This window comes from Pseudomonas sp. TMW22089 (assembly GCF_022496645.1).
Taxonomy (GTDB): Bacteria; Pseudomonadota; Gammaproteobacteria; order Pseudomonadales; family Pseudomonadaceae; genus Aquipseudomonas; species Aquipseudomonas paraversuta.
In genome coordinates this window covers 130,334-144,088 of sequence record NZ_SCFG01000003.1, presented here as the reverse complement: position 1 = coordinate 144,088, position 13,755 = coordinate 130,334, and the positions used below count along the sequence as shown (strand labels likewise).

The window sequence follows — 13,755 nt, the reverse complement described above, 5'->3', positions numbered from 1 at the left end:
TCGATGCTTCCTTTCAGGGCCTGAGTCATGTTCAGGCTTTGGCGCGGCTTTCCAGGATTTCAACGGCAGGCAATACCTTGCCCTCAACGAACTCGAGAAATGCACCGCCGCCGGTGGAGATGTAAGAAATCTGATCGGCAATACCGTACTTGTCGATGGCCGCCAGGGTGTCGCCGCCGCCAGCGATGGAAAATGCCGAACTTTCGGCAATCGCTTTGGCCAGCGTTTTGGTGCCTTCGCCGAACTGGTCGAATTCGAAGACGCCCACCGGGCCGTTCCACAGAATGGTTTTGGACGACTTCAGCAGTTCTGCGAAGTGCGCGGCCGTTTGCGGACCGATATCCAGGATCATGTCGTCTGCTGCCACGTCAGCGATCAGTTTGACCGTCGCTACAGCCGACTCAGCGAATTCCTTGGCAACCACCACATCAGTCGGCAAAGGCACGTTGACCTTGGCCGCGATGGCGCGGGCAGTGTCCAGCAGATCCGGCTCGTACAGCGATTTGCCCACCGGGTGACCCGCAGCGGCAAGGAAGGTGTTGGCGATACCGCCACCCACGATCAACAGATCGCAGATCTGGCTCAGGCTGTTGAGCACTTCAAGTTTGGTCGACACCTTGGAGCCAGCAACGATCGCCGCCATTGGCTTGGCCGGGGCGCCCAGGGCCTTGCCCAGTGCTTCCAGCTCGGCCGCCAGCAACGGGCCTGCCGCTGCAACCTTGGCGAACTTGGCTACGCCGTGGGTCGAACCTTCGGCACGGTGCGCAGTACCGAACGCATCCATTACAAATACGTCGCACAGGGCGGCGTATTGCTTGGCCAGCTCGTCGGCGTTTTTCTTTTCGCCCTTGTTGAAGCGCACGTTTTCGAACAGCACGATGTTGCCGGGCTCAACGTCGACGCCATCGAGGTAGTCGCTGACCAGCGGCACGTCGCGGCCAAGGGCTTTGCTCAGGTACTCGGCGACAGGCTTGAGGCTGTTTTCAGCCGAGAACTCGCCTTCAGTCGGACGTCCCAGGTGCGAGCAGACCATGACAGCCGCGCCTTTTTCCAACGCCAGCTTGATGGTCGGCAGCGAAGCAAGGATGCGCGCATCGCTGGTGACTACACCGTCCTTTACCGGGACGTTGAGGTCTTCGCGGATCAGTACGCGCTTACCTTGCAGATCGAGGTCGGTCATCTTCAACACGGTCATGGGTCGCAGTTCCTGAGTTTCTAATGTTAGAGAGCGGGGTTGGGGTGGGTAACGTGCAAATAGTGCTCTGCCACATCGATCATTCGATTGGCAAAACCCCATTCGTTGTCAAACCAGGCCAGCAGGTTCACCAGCCGTGGGCCGGAAACCCGGGTCTGACTGGCATCAACAATCGCCGAATGCGGATCATGGTTGAAATCACAACTGGCGTGGGGCAATTCGGTATAGGCCAACAAGCCTTTGAGCGGGCCGCTGGTGGCAGCCTCGCGCAGCACGCGGTTGACTTCCACGGCGTCGGTGTCGCGCGCCGTGACCAGGGTAATGTCAAGGCACGACACGTTTAACGTCGGCACCCGAACTGCTTTGGCCTGGATTCGGCCGGCAAGTTCCGGCAATAAACGTTCGATGCCTTTGGCCAGGCCGGTGGAGACCGGAATCACTGACTGAAACGCCGAACGGGTACGACGCAAGTCTTCGTGGTGGTAGGCATCAATCACCGGCTGATCGTTCATCGCCGAGTGAATGGTGGTGATCGACACGTACTCCAGACCAAACGCCTGATCCAGCAAGCGCAACAGCGGCACGCCGCAGTTGGTGGTGCAGGATGCATTGGACACCAGACGCTCTTCGCCGGTCAGCGTGTGCTGGTTGACGCCGTACACGATGGTGGCGTCGACATCGGCGTCGCTGGCCATCGGTTGCGAAAACAATACGCGGGGAGCCCCGGCATCAAGAAAGCGCTGGGCGTCGGCGCGGGTGTTGTAGACGCCGGAGCATTCCAGCACCAGGTCAACGCCCAGCGCGGCCCAGTCGATCCCTTCCGGGGTGGCACTGCGGAACACTTTCACGCAGTCGCCATTGATATGCAGGCAGTCGCCTTCGATCCGTATCTCGCCGGGGAACCGGCCATGGGTGGAGTCGAAGCGCGTCAAATATTCGAGGCTGGCCATATCGGCCAAGTCATTGAGTGCAACAATTTCAAACCCGGCAGCGGCCCCTCGCTCAAACAACGCACGCAAGACGCAACGACCAATCCGGCCGTAGCCGTTGAGTGCAACTTTGTAAGGACGCGGTTGAGGCATGGGGTTCTCGAATTGTCGGGTGACGCTAATGCCATCGCGAGCAAGGCCGCGCCTGCAGAATGAATAACCATCCTGCAGGCGCGAGCTTGCTCGCGATCTGGCGCTTTTAGTCTTCCAGCAGCTCTTCAGCCTGACCCAGGATGTTTTCCAGGGTGAAACCGAACTCTTCGAACAAGGCAGGCGCAGGCGCCGACTCGCCGTAGGTGGTCATGCCGATAACGCGGCCTTCCAGGCCCACGTACTTGTACCAGTAGTCTGCATGGGAAGCTTCGATCGCAATCCGCGCGCTGACCTGCAGCGGCAGAACCGACTGCTTGTAGCCTGCGTCTTGAGCTTCGTAAACGCTGGTGCATGGCATCGAAACCACGCGCACCTTGCGGCCCTGTTCGGTCAGCTTCTCGTAAGCCTGAACCGCCAGGCCCACTTCGGAACCGGCCGAGATCAGGATCAGTTCAGGCTCGCCTGCACAGTCCTTGAGCACGTAACCGCCACGATTGATGTCTGCGATTTGTGCAGCATCACGGGTTTGATGGTTAAGGTTCTGACGCGAGAAGATCAACGCGGACGGACCGTCGTTGCGCTCCAGGGCGAATTTCCAGGCCGCGGCAGATTCCACCGCGTCGGCCGGACGCCAGGTGTCCAGGTTCGGCGTGGTACGCAGGCTGGTGAGTTGCTCCACCGGCTGGTGCGTCGGGCCGTCTTCGCCCAGACCGATGGAGTCGTGGGTGAATACATAGATCACACGCTGCTTCATCAGGGCCGACATGCGGATGGCGTTACGGGCGTATTCCATGAACATCAGGAAGGTAGCGCCGTAAGGCACCAGGCCGCCGTGCAGGGCGATGCCGTTCATGATGGCGCTCATGCCGAACTCACGTACGCCGTAGTACATGTAGTTGCCGCTGGCGTCTTCAGCCGAAACACCTTTGCAGCCTTTCCACAGGGTCAGGTTGGAACCGGCCAGGTCAGCAGAGCCGCCCAGCAGTTCAGGCAACAGCGGGCCAAAAGCGTTCAGGGCGTTCTGGCTGGCTTTACGGCTGGCGATGGTTTCGCCTTTGGCAGCCACTTCATTGATGTAGGCAGTAGCCTTGGCATCGAAGTCAGCTGGCAGCTTGCCGCTCAGGCGACGGGACAGTTCTGCAGCCAGCTCCGGGAACTCGGCGGCGTAGGCGGCGAAGCGCTTGTCCCACTCGGACTCGGCAACAGCACCGGCTTTCTTGGCATCCCATTCGGCGTAGATATCGGCCGGGACTTCAAAAGGACCGTGGTTCCAGTTCAGCGCCTTGCGGGTCAGAGCGATTTCTTCCAGGCCCAATGGAGCGCCGTGGCAGTCTTCTTTACCCTGTTTGTTCGGCGAGCCGAAACCGATGGTGGTTTTGCAGCAGATCAGCGTTGGCTTGTCGCTTTTGCGTGCAGTCTCGATCGCGGTTTTGATTTCTTCCGGGTCGTGACCGTCAACGTTGCGGATCACTTGCCAGTTGTAGGCTTCGAAACGCTTTGGCGTGTCGTCGGTGAACCAGCCTTCAACTTCGCCATCGATGGAGATGCCGTTGTCATCGTAGAACGCGATCAGTTTGCTCAGGCCCAGGGTGCCGGCCAACGAGCCAACTTCGTGGGAAATGCCTTCCATCATGCAGCCATCACCCATGAATACGTAGGTGTGGTGGTCGACAATGTTATGGCCAGGACGGTTGAACTGCGCGCCCATGACTTTTTCTGCCAGAGCAAAACCCACGGCATTGGCGAAACCCTGGCCCAGAGGACCGGTGGTGGTTTCAACGCCCGGCGTGTAGCCCAGCTCCGGGTGGCCCGGGGTACGGCTGTGCAGTTGACGGAAGTTTTTCAGGTCTTCGATCGACAGGTCATAGCCGGTCAGGTGCAGCAACGAGTAAATCAGCATCGAACCGTGGCCGTTGGACAGCACGAAGCGGTCACGGTCAGCGAATGAAGGGTTGCTCGGGTTGTGCTTCAGATAATCGCGCCACAGTACTTCGGCGATATCCGCCATACCCATAGGGGCACCGGGATGGCCGCTGTTGGCTTTTTGCACGGCATCCATGCTGAGTGCACGAATGGCGTTGGCACGCTCACGACGGCTGGGCATCGCTGTTCTCCTAGGTTTGGTAAAAACGAACTTAAATAAAACGGAACGCAAAAAAGGCGAGCATTTTCCCTCAGGCACTGCCCTCGGGGCAATGACAGATAGTCACTTGGGGCGTTTTTCCTGTGCTTAACCGTTCAAGCTGTTAAGGATCGGACATTTCGTTTCGTTAATAGACACAACCCATCCGACAAACGCGCCATCCATCACCCAATATCGAAAAGTTTTGATATTGAACTTGCGGGCCGCGAACGGGGTAACTAGACTGCGGCCCCATGAACCTACACGCGCCTTCAATCCGCCACGACGATTGCGATGAGCTCTTGGCCCTGTGCAAGGCCGGAGGCGATCCGCTGCGACTGAATGTGTTGCGCGCGCTGGCCAATGATTCGTTTGGCGTGCTGGAGCTGACCCATATTTTCGCCACCGGCCAGTCAGGCATGAGCCACCACCTCAAGGTGCTGTCACAGGCGCAACTGGTGGCAACCCGACGCGAAGGCAATGCCATTTTTTATCGCCGTGCCCTGCCCCACACCGAACTGCCGGGCGGGAAGTTGCACGCAGCGCTGCTGGAAGAAGTCGACAACCTGACCCTGCCCACCGATGTACAGGCACGTATCAGTGCCGTCCATGGGCAACGTGCTGCGGCCAGTCAGGACTTTTTCTCGCGGGTCGCCGAAAAGTTTCGCGCTCAACAGGATTTGATCGCAGGTTTGCCGCAGTACCGGGATAGCGTCCTGGCCTTGCTCGACAAACTAAGCTTCAACCCAGCGGCCACGGCCCTGGAAGTGGGCCCCGGAGATGGCAGTTTCTTGCCTGACCTGGCCCGTCGCTTTCACCAGGTCACGGCACTGGACAACAGCCCGGCGATGCTTGAACTGGCCCGCCAGTTGTGTGAACGCGAGTCACTGGAGAACGTCAGCCTGATCCTCGCTGACGCTTTGCAGGATGCACAGATCCAAGCCGATTGTGTCGTTGTGAACATGGTCTTGCACCATTTCGCCGCACCGGCCGAAGCATTCAGGCAACTGGCCAACTTGTTGCGCCCTGGCGGTAGCCTGCTGGTAACAGAGTTGTGCAGCCATAATCAGGCATGGGCCCGCGAAGCCTGCGGTGATCTGTGGCTGGGTTTTGAACAAGATGATCTGGCCCATTGGGCCACCGCTGCGGGACTCGTTCCCGGGGAAAGCCTCTATGTAGGCTTACGTAATGGTTTCCAGATTCAGGTCCGCCACTTTCAGCGGCCGGCTGGCGACACTCACCATCGGTAAATATTAGGAAACCGTCGAGATGAGCGAATACTCCCTTTTCACCTCCGAGTCCGTGTCTGAAGGGCATCCGGACAAAATCGCCGACCAGATTTCTGATGCGGTGCTGGACGCCATCATTGCTGAAGACAAGTTCGCCCGTGTGGCGTGCGAAACTCTGGTGAAAACCGGCGTAGCAATCATCGCGGGCGAGGTCACCACCTCGGCCTGGGTTGACCTGGAGCAGCTCGTCCGTGATGTGATCACCGACATCGGCTACAACAGCTCCGACGTTGGCTTCGACGGCGCGACCTGCGGCGTGATGAACATCATCGGCAAGCAGTCGCCCGACATCAACCAGGGTGTTGACCGTGCCAAGCCTGAAGATCAGGGTGCCGGCGACCAGGGCCTGATGTTCGGCTACGCCAGCAACGAAACTGACGTGCTGATGCCGGCGCCGATCACTTTCTCCCACCAGCTGGTTCAGCGTCAGGCTGAAGCCCGCAAATCCGGCCTGCTGCCGTGGCTGCGTCCGGACGCCAAGTCCCAGGTCACTTGCCGCTACGAAGGCGGCAAAGTTGTGGCGATCGACGCCATCGTACTGTCGACCCAGCACAACCCGGATGTCTCCTACAAAGATCTGCGCGAAGGCGTGATGGAGCTGATCGTCAAGCATGTGCTGCCAGCCGAGCTGCTGCACAAGGACACCCAGTTCCACATCAACCCGACCGGCCAGTTCATCATCGGTGGCCCGGTGGGCGACTGCGGCCTGACCGGACGCAAGATCATCGTTGACACCTATGGCGGCATGGCCCGTCACGGCGGCGGCGCGTTCTCGGGCAAGGATCCATCCAAGGTTGACCGTTCGGCGGCCTATGCCGGTCGTTACGTGGCCAAGAACATCGTGGCAGCCGGCCTGGCCGAGCGTTGCGAAATTCAGGTTTCCTACGCTATCGGCGTCGCTCAACCGACTTCGATTTCGTTGAACACCTTTGGCACCGGCAAAATCTCCGACGACAAAATCATCAAGCTGGTACGTGAGGTGTTCGACCTGCGTCCATACGCCATCACCACCATGCTTGACCTGCTGCACCCGATGTACCAGGAAACTGCTGCGTACGGCCACTTCGGCCGTACACCGCAGGTCAAGACTGTCGGTGACGATACCTTCACCACGTTCACGTGGGAACGTACCGACCGTGCTGAAGAGCTGCGCACCGCTGCCGGGTTCTAACGGAACCTGCTGCACCAAAAGCCCCGGACAGGTGACTGTCCGGGGCTTTTTGTTATCTGCACGCGGGAGCCGGTTCGTTTGAAATACCCGGCAAAGCTCCTGGTGCGAGACGCAAAATACCTTCACTAGGCTTAAGCATTCACCCCGGGCAAGGACGCTCATGATGCTCGCCTCACTTCGATTTATCTGCGGGTTCTGGCTCGCGCTACTGGCACTCAACGCACTGGCTGACACCTGCCCCGACCGGGCTCGATACCAGGCTCTGCAGCAACAGCTGGAAACCTGGGACGACAGCTATCACCGCCTGGGTATTTCACAGGTCAGCGACGCGGTTTACGACCAGTCCCGCACGCGCTTTGAAGGCTGGCAGCACTGTTTCAAATTTGCTGTTGTGGATAACCCGCTAAAAACCGCGGGCGGCAGTGTGCCTCACCCCGTGATCCATACCGGCCTGCTGAAACTGCCCGATGAGAAGGCCGTCAAACAGTGGATCCAGGGGCGCCAGGAGCTCTGGGTTCAGCCCAAGGTCGATGGCGTAGCCGTCACCCTGGTGTATCGACAAGGGCAACTGCACCAGGTGATCAGCCGGGGAGACGGGCAAACCGGGCAAAACTGGAACCGGGCGGCACGGGCCATCAGCGCCATCCCCCAGCAATTGCTGCAACCTGTGGATATCGTGCTGCAAGGCGAACTGTACTGGCGGCTGCCCGGACATATCCAGGCCAGATCCGGCGGCGTGAATGCCCGCAGCACGGTCGCCGGCCTTATGGCGCGTCATCAATTGAGTGCCGGGCAAGGGCAAGGCATCGGCCTGTTTGTCTGGGACTGGCCTGAAGGCCCCGACACCCAGGACGGGCGGCTCGCCCGACTGAGCACCCTGGGTTTTGCCGACAGCCAGGCCTTGAGCCAGCCGATAGAGAGTTTCGAACAGGCCCGGCAGTGGCGCGAACACTGGTACAACAACCCGCTACCGTTCGCCAGCGACGGTCTGGTGCTGCGCCAGAGCCGGCGCCCTGCGGCTGAACGCTGGCAGGCAAAACCGCCGAACTGGGCTGCCGCCTGGAAATACCCGCACGCTCAAGCCCTGGGCGAAGTTCGCAAGGTGACCTTCAAGATTGGCCGCACCGGACGCATAACCCCGATGCTGGAATTGATCCCGGTGCGCCTCGACGACCGCACCATCAAACGCATCAGTGCCGGTTCCTTCAAGCGCTGGCAGGCCCTGGACATCCGCCCCGGGGATCACGTGGCCATCAGCCTGGCAGGCATGACCATCCCGCGACTGGACCGTGTCGTATTTCGTACCAGTAAAAGGGTTGAAGTGCAGGCACCCGATCCCGATAATTTCCACGGCCTCAGTTGCTGGCAGCTGTCACCAGGCTGCGAGGGCCAGTTTTTGGCCCGTTTGAGCTGGCTGAGCGGTAAAAAAGGTCTGGCCATGCAACATGTCGGCCCCGGAACCTGGAATGCATTGCTTCAGGCAGGGCGAATCAACAACCTGACCGATTGGTTGACCCTGGATGCCGCGCAGCTTGCTAACATTGATGGCTTGGGCGAGCGTAGCACCGCCCGCTTGCTCGGCAGTTTGCATGCAGCCCGGTTACAACCGTTCGAACGCTGGCTGCGGGCCATTGGCCTGCCGCCGACTGCAGACGCGCCGTTGGGCCAGTCGTGGCAAGCGCTGGCGGCACGTGACACCTTGGCCTGGCAGGCACAACCAGGCATTGGAGCCAGTCGCGCGGTGCAGTTGAGTTCTTTTTTTCGCGATCCGAACGTGCAGGCTTTGAGTGAAGAATTACGCGCTGCCGGTATTGCCGGTTTCGACTAGAAACCCCAGGCCGCAGCATTACTTTTGAAAATTGTGTTTATTGTCATCTTTTGTCATGGAGCTCTTTATGAAACTTCTTTCCCCGCTCGCCCTGTTAACTGTCTGCAGCCTGCTGGCTGCTCCGCTGATGGCCGCAGAGCCTGCGCCGGAACTGACGGGCTGCGCAGCCAAGAAACAGGCCATCAGCCTGCAGCTTGAACAAGCTCGCGCCCACAACAATTCCGGCCAGATTGCCGGCCTGGAAAAAGCCCTGAGCGAAGTCACTGAACATTGCACCGACGCGGGCCTGAAGAAAGAACGCGAGAACAAGGTGCTGGAAGCCAAGCACGAAGTCAGCCAGCGCCAGGCCGACCTGGACAAAGCCATGAAGAAAGGCGATCCGGAAAAAATCGACAAGCGCAAAACCAAACTGGCCGAGTCGCGCAAAGAGCTGCAAGAGGCGCTGGATCAGCTGGATAAATAAGCCCCCTCTGCAGGAGCGAGCTTGCTCGCGAGCTCTTCAACATGATCACGTGACTGCGTGATCGCGAACAGCTCGCTCCTGCAGGACGGATTGCAGTTGCGGTTCACTCAGTGATTACGAAATTCCTTGTGACACGCACTGCAGGTGTCTTCGACCTTTTGCATTGCAGGGGTCAGGTTGCTGGCTTTATAGGGTTGTATCCGGCTAGCGACAACCAGCTCGCCTGTGGCAGCTTCCAACTGGCGAGCCAACTCCTGAAAACGTGCCTGTTTTTGCCAGACATCGTCGGTGGCGCTGGTTTGATCGGATTCCTTCACCTGCGGAAAATGCTTCCACGGCTCGTAAGCCAGGGCATCGAGCTTGACTGCTCCCTCGGCAAAGCGTGGTCCGTCAAAGGCGATCCTGCCACGCAACATGCCGCCCAGGTCTTCACTGGTCTTGAGCATTTGCTTGAAAATCGCTTTACGCTGGCCCAGCGGCGAATCGGGATCAACCCCGCCACACGCCGATAACGTCAGGCAGGCCAGTAATACAACAGTCAGTCGTTTAACAATCATAGTGGCTCACGTCACGGGAATCGGCCGCCAGTATCCTCGCGTCACACACAAAGACCAATAGCCCTATTGAATATAGGGTTTGCCTTGAAGGTCACTCGGCAAATCTCGAAGGAACCTGCTGATGAGTACATTTTTCAAGCCTCTGGCCTGGGCACTGCCCGTTGTCATGTTACTGGCCGGATGCAATGGCACCGACAAGGATGCTGACAAGGGCAGCACCAAACCGGAGCCCCACACCACTTACAGCAAAGCTGAATGGAGTGCCCTGCCGCAAGTGACAGGCAGCGACCTGCAAAGCGGGTTTGCCTCATGGCGCAGTGCCTGTACCCGACTCAAGGCCGACCCTAACTGGGGAAGCGTGTGCAGCGATGCCGCCAAGCTGACAGCCAGCCCGAGCGTAGAGCAAATCAGCAGTTTTCTGCAGACCCATCTCGATGTGTACAGCCTGCGCTCGGCCGAAGGCAGCAGTGACGGGCTGATCACCGGGTATTACGAACCGGTTTACCCCGGAAGCCTGAAACCCACCCAGGCCGCGAATGTGCCGATCTATGGCATTCCGTCCGACCTGATTGTGGTGAATCTGGACAGTATCTACCCCGAACTGAAGGGCAAGCGCCTGCGCGGTCGCCTTGAAGGCCGCGTACTCAAGCCTTACGACACCGCCGAAACCATCAACAGCAAAGGTCTGAACGCACCGGTGCTGGCGTGGCTCACTGATCCGATGGACCTGCAGTTCCTGCAGATCCAGGGCTCGGGCCGAGTGCAACTCGACGATGGTCGCCAGCTGCGCATCGGCTATGCCGACCAGAACGGTCATCCGTACAAACCCATTGGCCGCTGGCTGGTAGAGCAAGGCGAGCTGAAAAAAGAAGACGTGACCATGGGTACCATTCACGCCTGGGCAATGGCGCACCCGGAGCGCGTTCACGAAATGCTGGCCAGCAATCCGAGTTATGTATTTTTCACCCAGAACCCCGACAGCAACGAAGGCCCGCGCGGCTCACTGAACGTGCCGCTCACGGCCGGCTATAGCGTGGCGGTGGATCGCAAGGTCATTCCGCTGGGCAGCCTGCTGTGGTTGTCGACCACCCAGGCCGACGGCCAACCCATAGTCCGGCCGGTTGCGGCCCAGGACACCGGCGGTGCAATTGCCGGTGAGGTTCGCGCGGACTTCTTCGTCGGCACCGGCCCCCAGGCCGGGCAAATAGCCGGCGACATGAAGCAAAAGGGCAATATCTGGCTGCTGTGGCCTAAAGGCGCGGCGTTGCCACAGTAACCTGGTGCAGGAGCGAGCTTGCTCGCGGGCGCTTCAACATGGTCCCGTGATCGCGAACAGCTCGCTCCTGCATTTTCAGCCTGAACTTACATCGACACAAAAAAGAAGCTGACCACCAGCCCCATGCCGATAAACCAGACCACCGAACGCATCATGGCCCAGTCGGCCAGATAACAGATGATGTACAGCAGGCGGCTGGTAACAAACAGCACCGCCAGCACGTCGATGGTCACGGGCTGCGCATTGCCCACGATATCGGCAATGATCACCGCGGCGGCAAACGCCGGGGTCACTTCAAAGCTGTTGAGCTGGGCGCTATGGGCGCGCTTGGCAAATCCTTGCAGACCGTCGAGAAACGTCCGTGGATCATGGTTCTGCCGCGGCCCGAACTTGCCGTCGCTGAACTTGGCAAAGGCGGTACAGACATAGGGCAGGCAAAGGGCAATCAGTACACACCAGAAGGCAACCGTCATTGGAATTTCCTTTTTAGAGTTTCATCACGAGCATGCCGATCAGCACCAGCCCACAGGCTAAGAGCCTCGGCCCACCAAAAGGTTCTTTGAGGTAACGCATACCGAACAGCACCACCAGAATCACACTGACTTCACGCAATGCCGCGGCCTCGGCAATCGAGCCCAGCTGCATGGCCCACAACACCAGGCCATAGCTGGCCAGAACACAAATCCCTACTGCCACCCCCAAACGCCATTGCGTACGCCAGAACAGGGTAAACGCGGTACGCCTGCGGGTCAGCGCCAGCAACGGGAACGGCCAGGCGCTGATCAGGGTTACCCAAACCAGATAATCCAGCGGGTGCGACCAGCGCCGCAGGGCCTGACCATCCAGGAAGGTATAGCAGCCGATGCACAGGCCAATCAGTGCAACCACTGGCAGCAGCGACCAAGGCAACCGATCACCGCCACCGCCCTGCCACAGCAGGCAGGCCATGCCGCACGGGATCAGCAGGATACCGATGATTTGCTGACCGGTAAGGGCTTCGCCGGCAAACGTCAGGGTCAACGCCAGCACCACCAGTGGCGAAAGCCCGCGCATCAGCGGATAGACTAATCCCAGATCACCCACCCGATAGGCGCGAATCAACAACACCCGGTAAAGCAGTTCGAATACGGCAGATGCCAAAATCCACGGCCAGATGTCCATGGGCGGAAATGCCACAAACCCCACCAGCGCAACAACCAGCAGCAGCGCAACCGTGTCCATGCACGCGATCACCAGCAAACGTTCGCCACTGAACTTAATCAGGGTATTCCAGATCGCATGCAACACAGCCGCGATCAGCACCAACGTGGTTGCCAGCACCGTTACCTCCTTTATTTTTATGGATCGGCATCTTTTTTATACGGTATTCATGACTGTGCCGCGAATATGTGTCGCTGCCGTCTGCTTTTTCATCAAACAAGACCTGACCCGATCAGGGTCTCCACTGACTCCCGCCACTACAGGATCCCGGATGCTTGAACTTGTTGCTGCGTTTATCTGCCTGACCTCACTGCTGACATACGTGAACTTCCGTTTTATCGGCCTGCCGCCAACCATTGGTGTGATGGTCACCGCCCTCATGTTTTCCCTGCTGTTGCAAGGCTTGAGCTTTATTGGCTATCCCGGTCTCGAAGATCGCGTGCAGGAGTTGATCGGCCAGATCGATTTCGGCGATCTGCTGATGAACTGGATGCTTTCCTTCCTGCTGTTTGCCGGCGCCTTGCACGTAAACTTCAACGACGTACGCAGCTACCGCTGGCCCATCGGCCTGCTGGCCACCGTCGGTGTGCTGATTGCCACCACCGTGATCGGCAGCCTGGCGTACTGGATCTTTGGCCTGTTTGGATGGCATATCAGCTTCCTGTATTGCCTGCTGTTCGGCGCCCTGATTTCGCCCACTGATCCGATCGCCGTGCTTGGCGTGCTGCGTACCGCCAACGCATCCAAACCGCTGAAAACCACGATTGTCGGTGAGTCGCTGTTCAATGACGGCACCGCCGTTGTGGTGTTCACCGTATTGCTGGGCATTGTGCAACTGGGCGAAACCCCGAGCCTGGGCGCCACCGCGATGCTGTTTGCCCATGAAGCCATTGGCGGCGTGGTGTTTGGCGGTTTGATCGGCTATCTGGTCTATCGAATGATCAAAAGCATCGAGCAATACCAGATCGAAGTGATGCTGACCCTGGCGCTGGTGATCGGCGGCTCCGCCATGGCCAGCGAGCTGCATGTCTCGGCACCCATTGCGATGGTGGTCGCCGGTCTGATCATCGGTAATCTGGGCCGCAACAAGGCCATGAACGAGATGACCCGGCGCTACATGGACGGTTTTTGGGAGTTGCTCGATGACATGCTCAACGCGCTGCTGTTTGCCCTGATCGGCATGGAATTGCTGTTGCTGCCGTTCTCATGGTTGCACTTGCTGGCAGCGAGCGTGCTGGCCCTGGCCATCCTGCTCTCGCGCCTGTTGACCGTGGCCCCGGCCATTGTGCTGCTGCGCCGCTGGCGTACGGTGCCCCGCGGCACCATCCGCATCCTGACCTGGGGTGGTTTGCGCGGCGGGGTTTCGGTAGCCCTGGCTCTGGCCTTGCCACTGGGGCCGGAACGCGACCTGATCCTGAGTATTACCTACATCGTGGTGCTGTCGTCGATCCTGTTCCAGGGTTTGACCATCGGCAAACTGGTCAAGCATGTGACCAAAGATGCACCGGCTCCGGTCGAGACGGATCCCGCGCATTGATCTGAAGCCCGCAATCTCGCTGCCACCGCCCCCCC

Annotated in this window: 12 protein-coding genes; 6 read left to right on the top strand and 6 right to left on the bottom strand. The window is 59.2% G+C overall.

Annotation, left to right across the window (positions count from 1 at the left end):
• Positions 1-31 precede the first annotated feature (31 nt).
• The 3 genes from EQV90_RS04815 to tkt form a co-directional block, all read right to left on the bottom strand.
• Positions 32-1,195, bottom strand: coding sequence for a phosphoglycerate kinase (locus tag EQV90_RS04815; RefSeq protein WP_004419608.1), 1,164 nt, complete (start codon positions 1,193-1,195; stop codon positions 32-34).
• 26 nt (positions 1,196-1,221) lie between these two features.
• Positions 1,222-2,277 (bottom strand): erythrose-4-phosphate dehydrogenase, encoded by a 1,056-nt coding sequence (gene epd / locus EQV90_RS04810; protein WP_010656695.1) that lies wholly within the window; start codon positions 2,275-2,277, stop codon positions 1,222-1,224.
• Positions 2,278-2,383: 106 nt separating this feature from the next.
• A complete protein-coding gene (tkt, locus tag EQV90_RS04805; RefSeq protein ID WP_010656696.1) occupies positions 2,384-4,381 on the bottom strand; it encodes a transketolase in 1,998 nt (665 codons plus the stop codon).
• Between the two features lie 272 nt (positions 4,382-4,653).
• Here tkt and EQV90_RS04800 point away from each other — a divergent pair, with 272 nt between their 5' ends.
• From EQV90_RS04800 to EQV90_RS04785, 4 genes are all read left to right on the top strand, one after another.
• Positions 4,654-5,649 carry a metalloregulator ArsR/SmtB family transcription factor gene (locus EQV90_RS04800; protein ID WP_004419611.1) on the top strand — a complete coding sequence of 332 codons (996 nt, stop codon included), beginning with the start codon at positions 4,654-4,656 and terminating at the stop codon, positions 5,647-5,649.
• 19 nt (positions 5,650-5,668) lie between these two features.
• The gene (gene metK, locus EQV90_RS04795) at positions 5,669-6,859 is read left to right on the top strand and encodes a methionine adenosyltransferase (RefSeq protein ID WP_004419612.1); all 1,191 of its coding nucleotides are present in this window, start codon (positions 5,669-5,671) and stop codon (positions 6,857-6,859) included.
• 163 nt (positions 6,860-7,022) lie between these two features.
• Positions 7,023-8,687 (top strand): NAD-dependent DNA ligase LigB, encoded by a 1,665-nt coding sequence (gene ligB, locus EQV90_RS04790; RefSeq protein WP_240877801.1) that lies wholly within the window; start codon positions 7,023-7,025, stop codon positions 8,685-8,687.
• Between the two features lie 67 nt (positions 8,688-8,754).
• Positions 8,755-9,150: a DUF1090 domain-containing protein gene (locus tag EQV90_RS04785; RefSeq protein ID WP_004419614.1), complete on the top strand. Its 396-nt coding sequence runs from the start codon at positions 8,755-8,757 to the stop codon at positions 9,148-9,150.
• A 107-nt stretch (positions 9,151-9,257) separates the two neighbouring features.
• Here EQV90_RS04785 and EQV90_RS04780 read toward each other — a convergent pair whose 3' ends face one another.
• Positions 9,258-9,707: a cytochrome c gene (locus EQV90_RS04780; RefSeq protein ID WP_004419615.1), complete on the bottom strand. Its 450-nt coding sequence runs from the start codon at positions 9,705-9,707 to the stop codon at positions 9,258-9,260.
• Positions 9,708-9,828: 121 nt separating this feature from the next.
• On the opposite strand from EQV90_RS04780, the gene EQV90_RS04775 reads away from it, so the two are divergent.
• Positions 9,829-10,983 (top strand): MltA domain-containing protein, encoded by a 1,155-nt coding sequence (locus EQV90_RS04775; RefSeq protein ID WP_160626601.1) that lies wholly within the window; start codon positions 9,829-9,831, stop codon positions 10,981-10,983.
• A gap of 86 nt (positions 10,984-11,069) precedes the next feature.
• Here the strand turns inward: EQV90_RS04775 and EQV90_RS04770 are convergent, their stop codons facing one another.
• Both EQV90_RS04770 and EQV90_RS04765 read right to left on the bottom strand, forming a co-directional pair.
• Entirely contained in the window at positions 11,070-11,456 is a 387-nt protein-coding gene (locus tag EQV90_RS04770) for an MAPEG family protein (protein WP_004419617.1), read from the bottom strand.
• 13 nt (positions 11,457-11,469) lie between these two features.
• Positions 11,470-12,303, bottom strand: coding sequence for a DMT family transporter (locus EQV90_RS04765; RefSeq protein ID WP_004419618.1), 834 nt, complete (start codon positions 12,301-12,303; stop codon positions 11,470-11,472).
• Positions 12,304-12,454: 151 nt separating this feature from the next.
• Here EQV90_RS04765 and EQV90_RS04760 point away from each other — a divergent pair, with 151 nt between their 5' ends.
• Positions 12,455-13,720 carry a sodium:proton antiporter gene (locus EQV90_RS04760; RefSeq protein ID WP_004419620.1) on the top strand — a complete coding sequence of 422 codons (1,266 nt, stop codon included), beginning with the start codon at positions 12,455-12,457 and terminating at the stop codon, positions 13,718-13,720.
• The last annotated feature ends 35 nt before the right edge of the window (positions 13,721-13,755 follow it).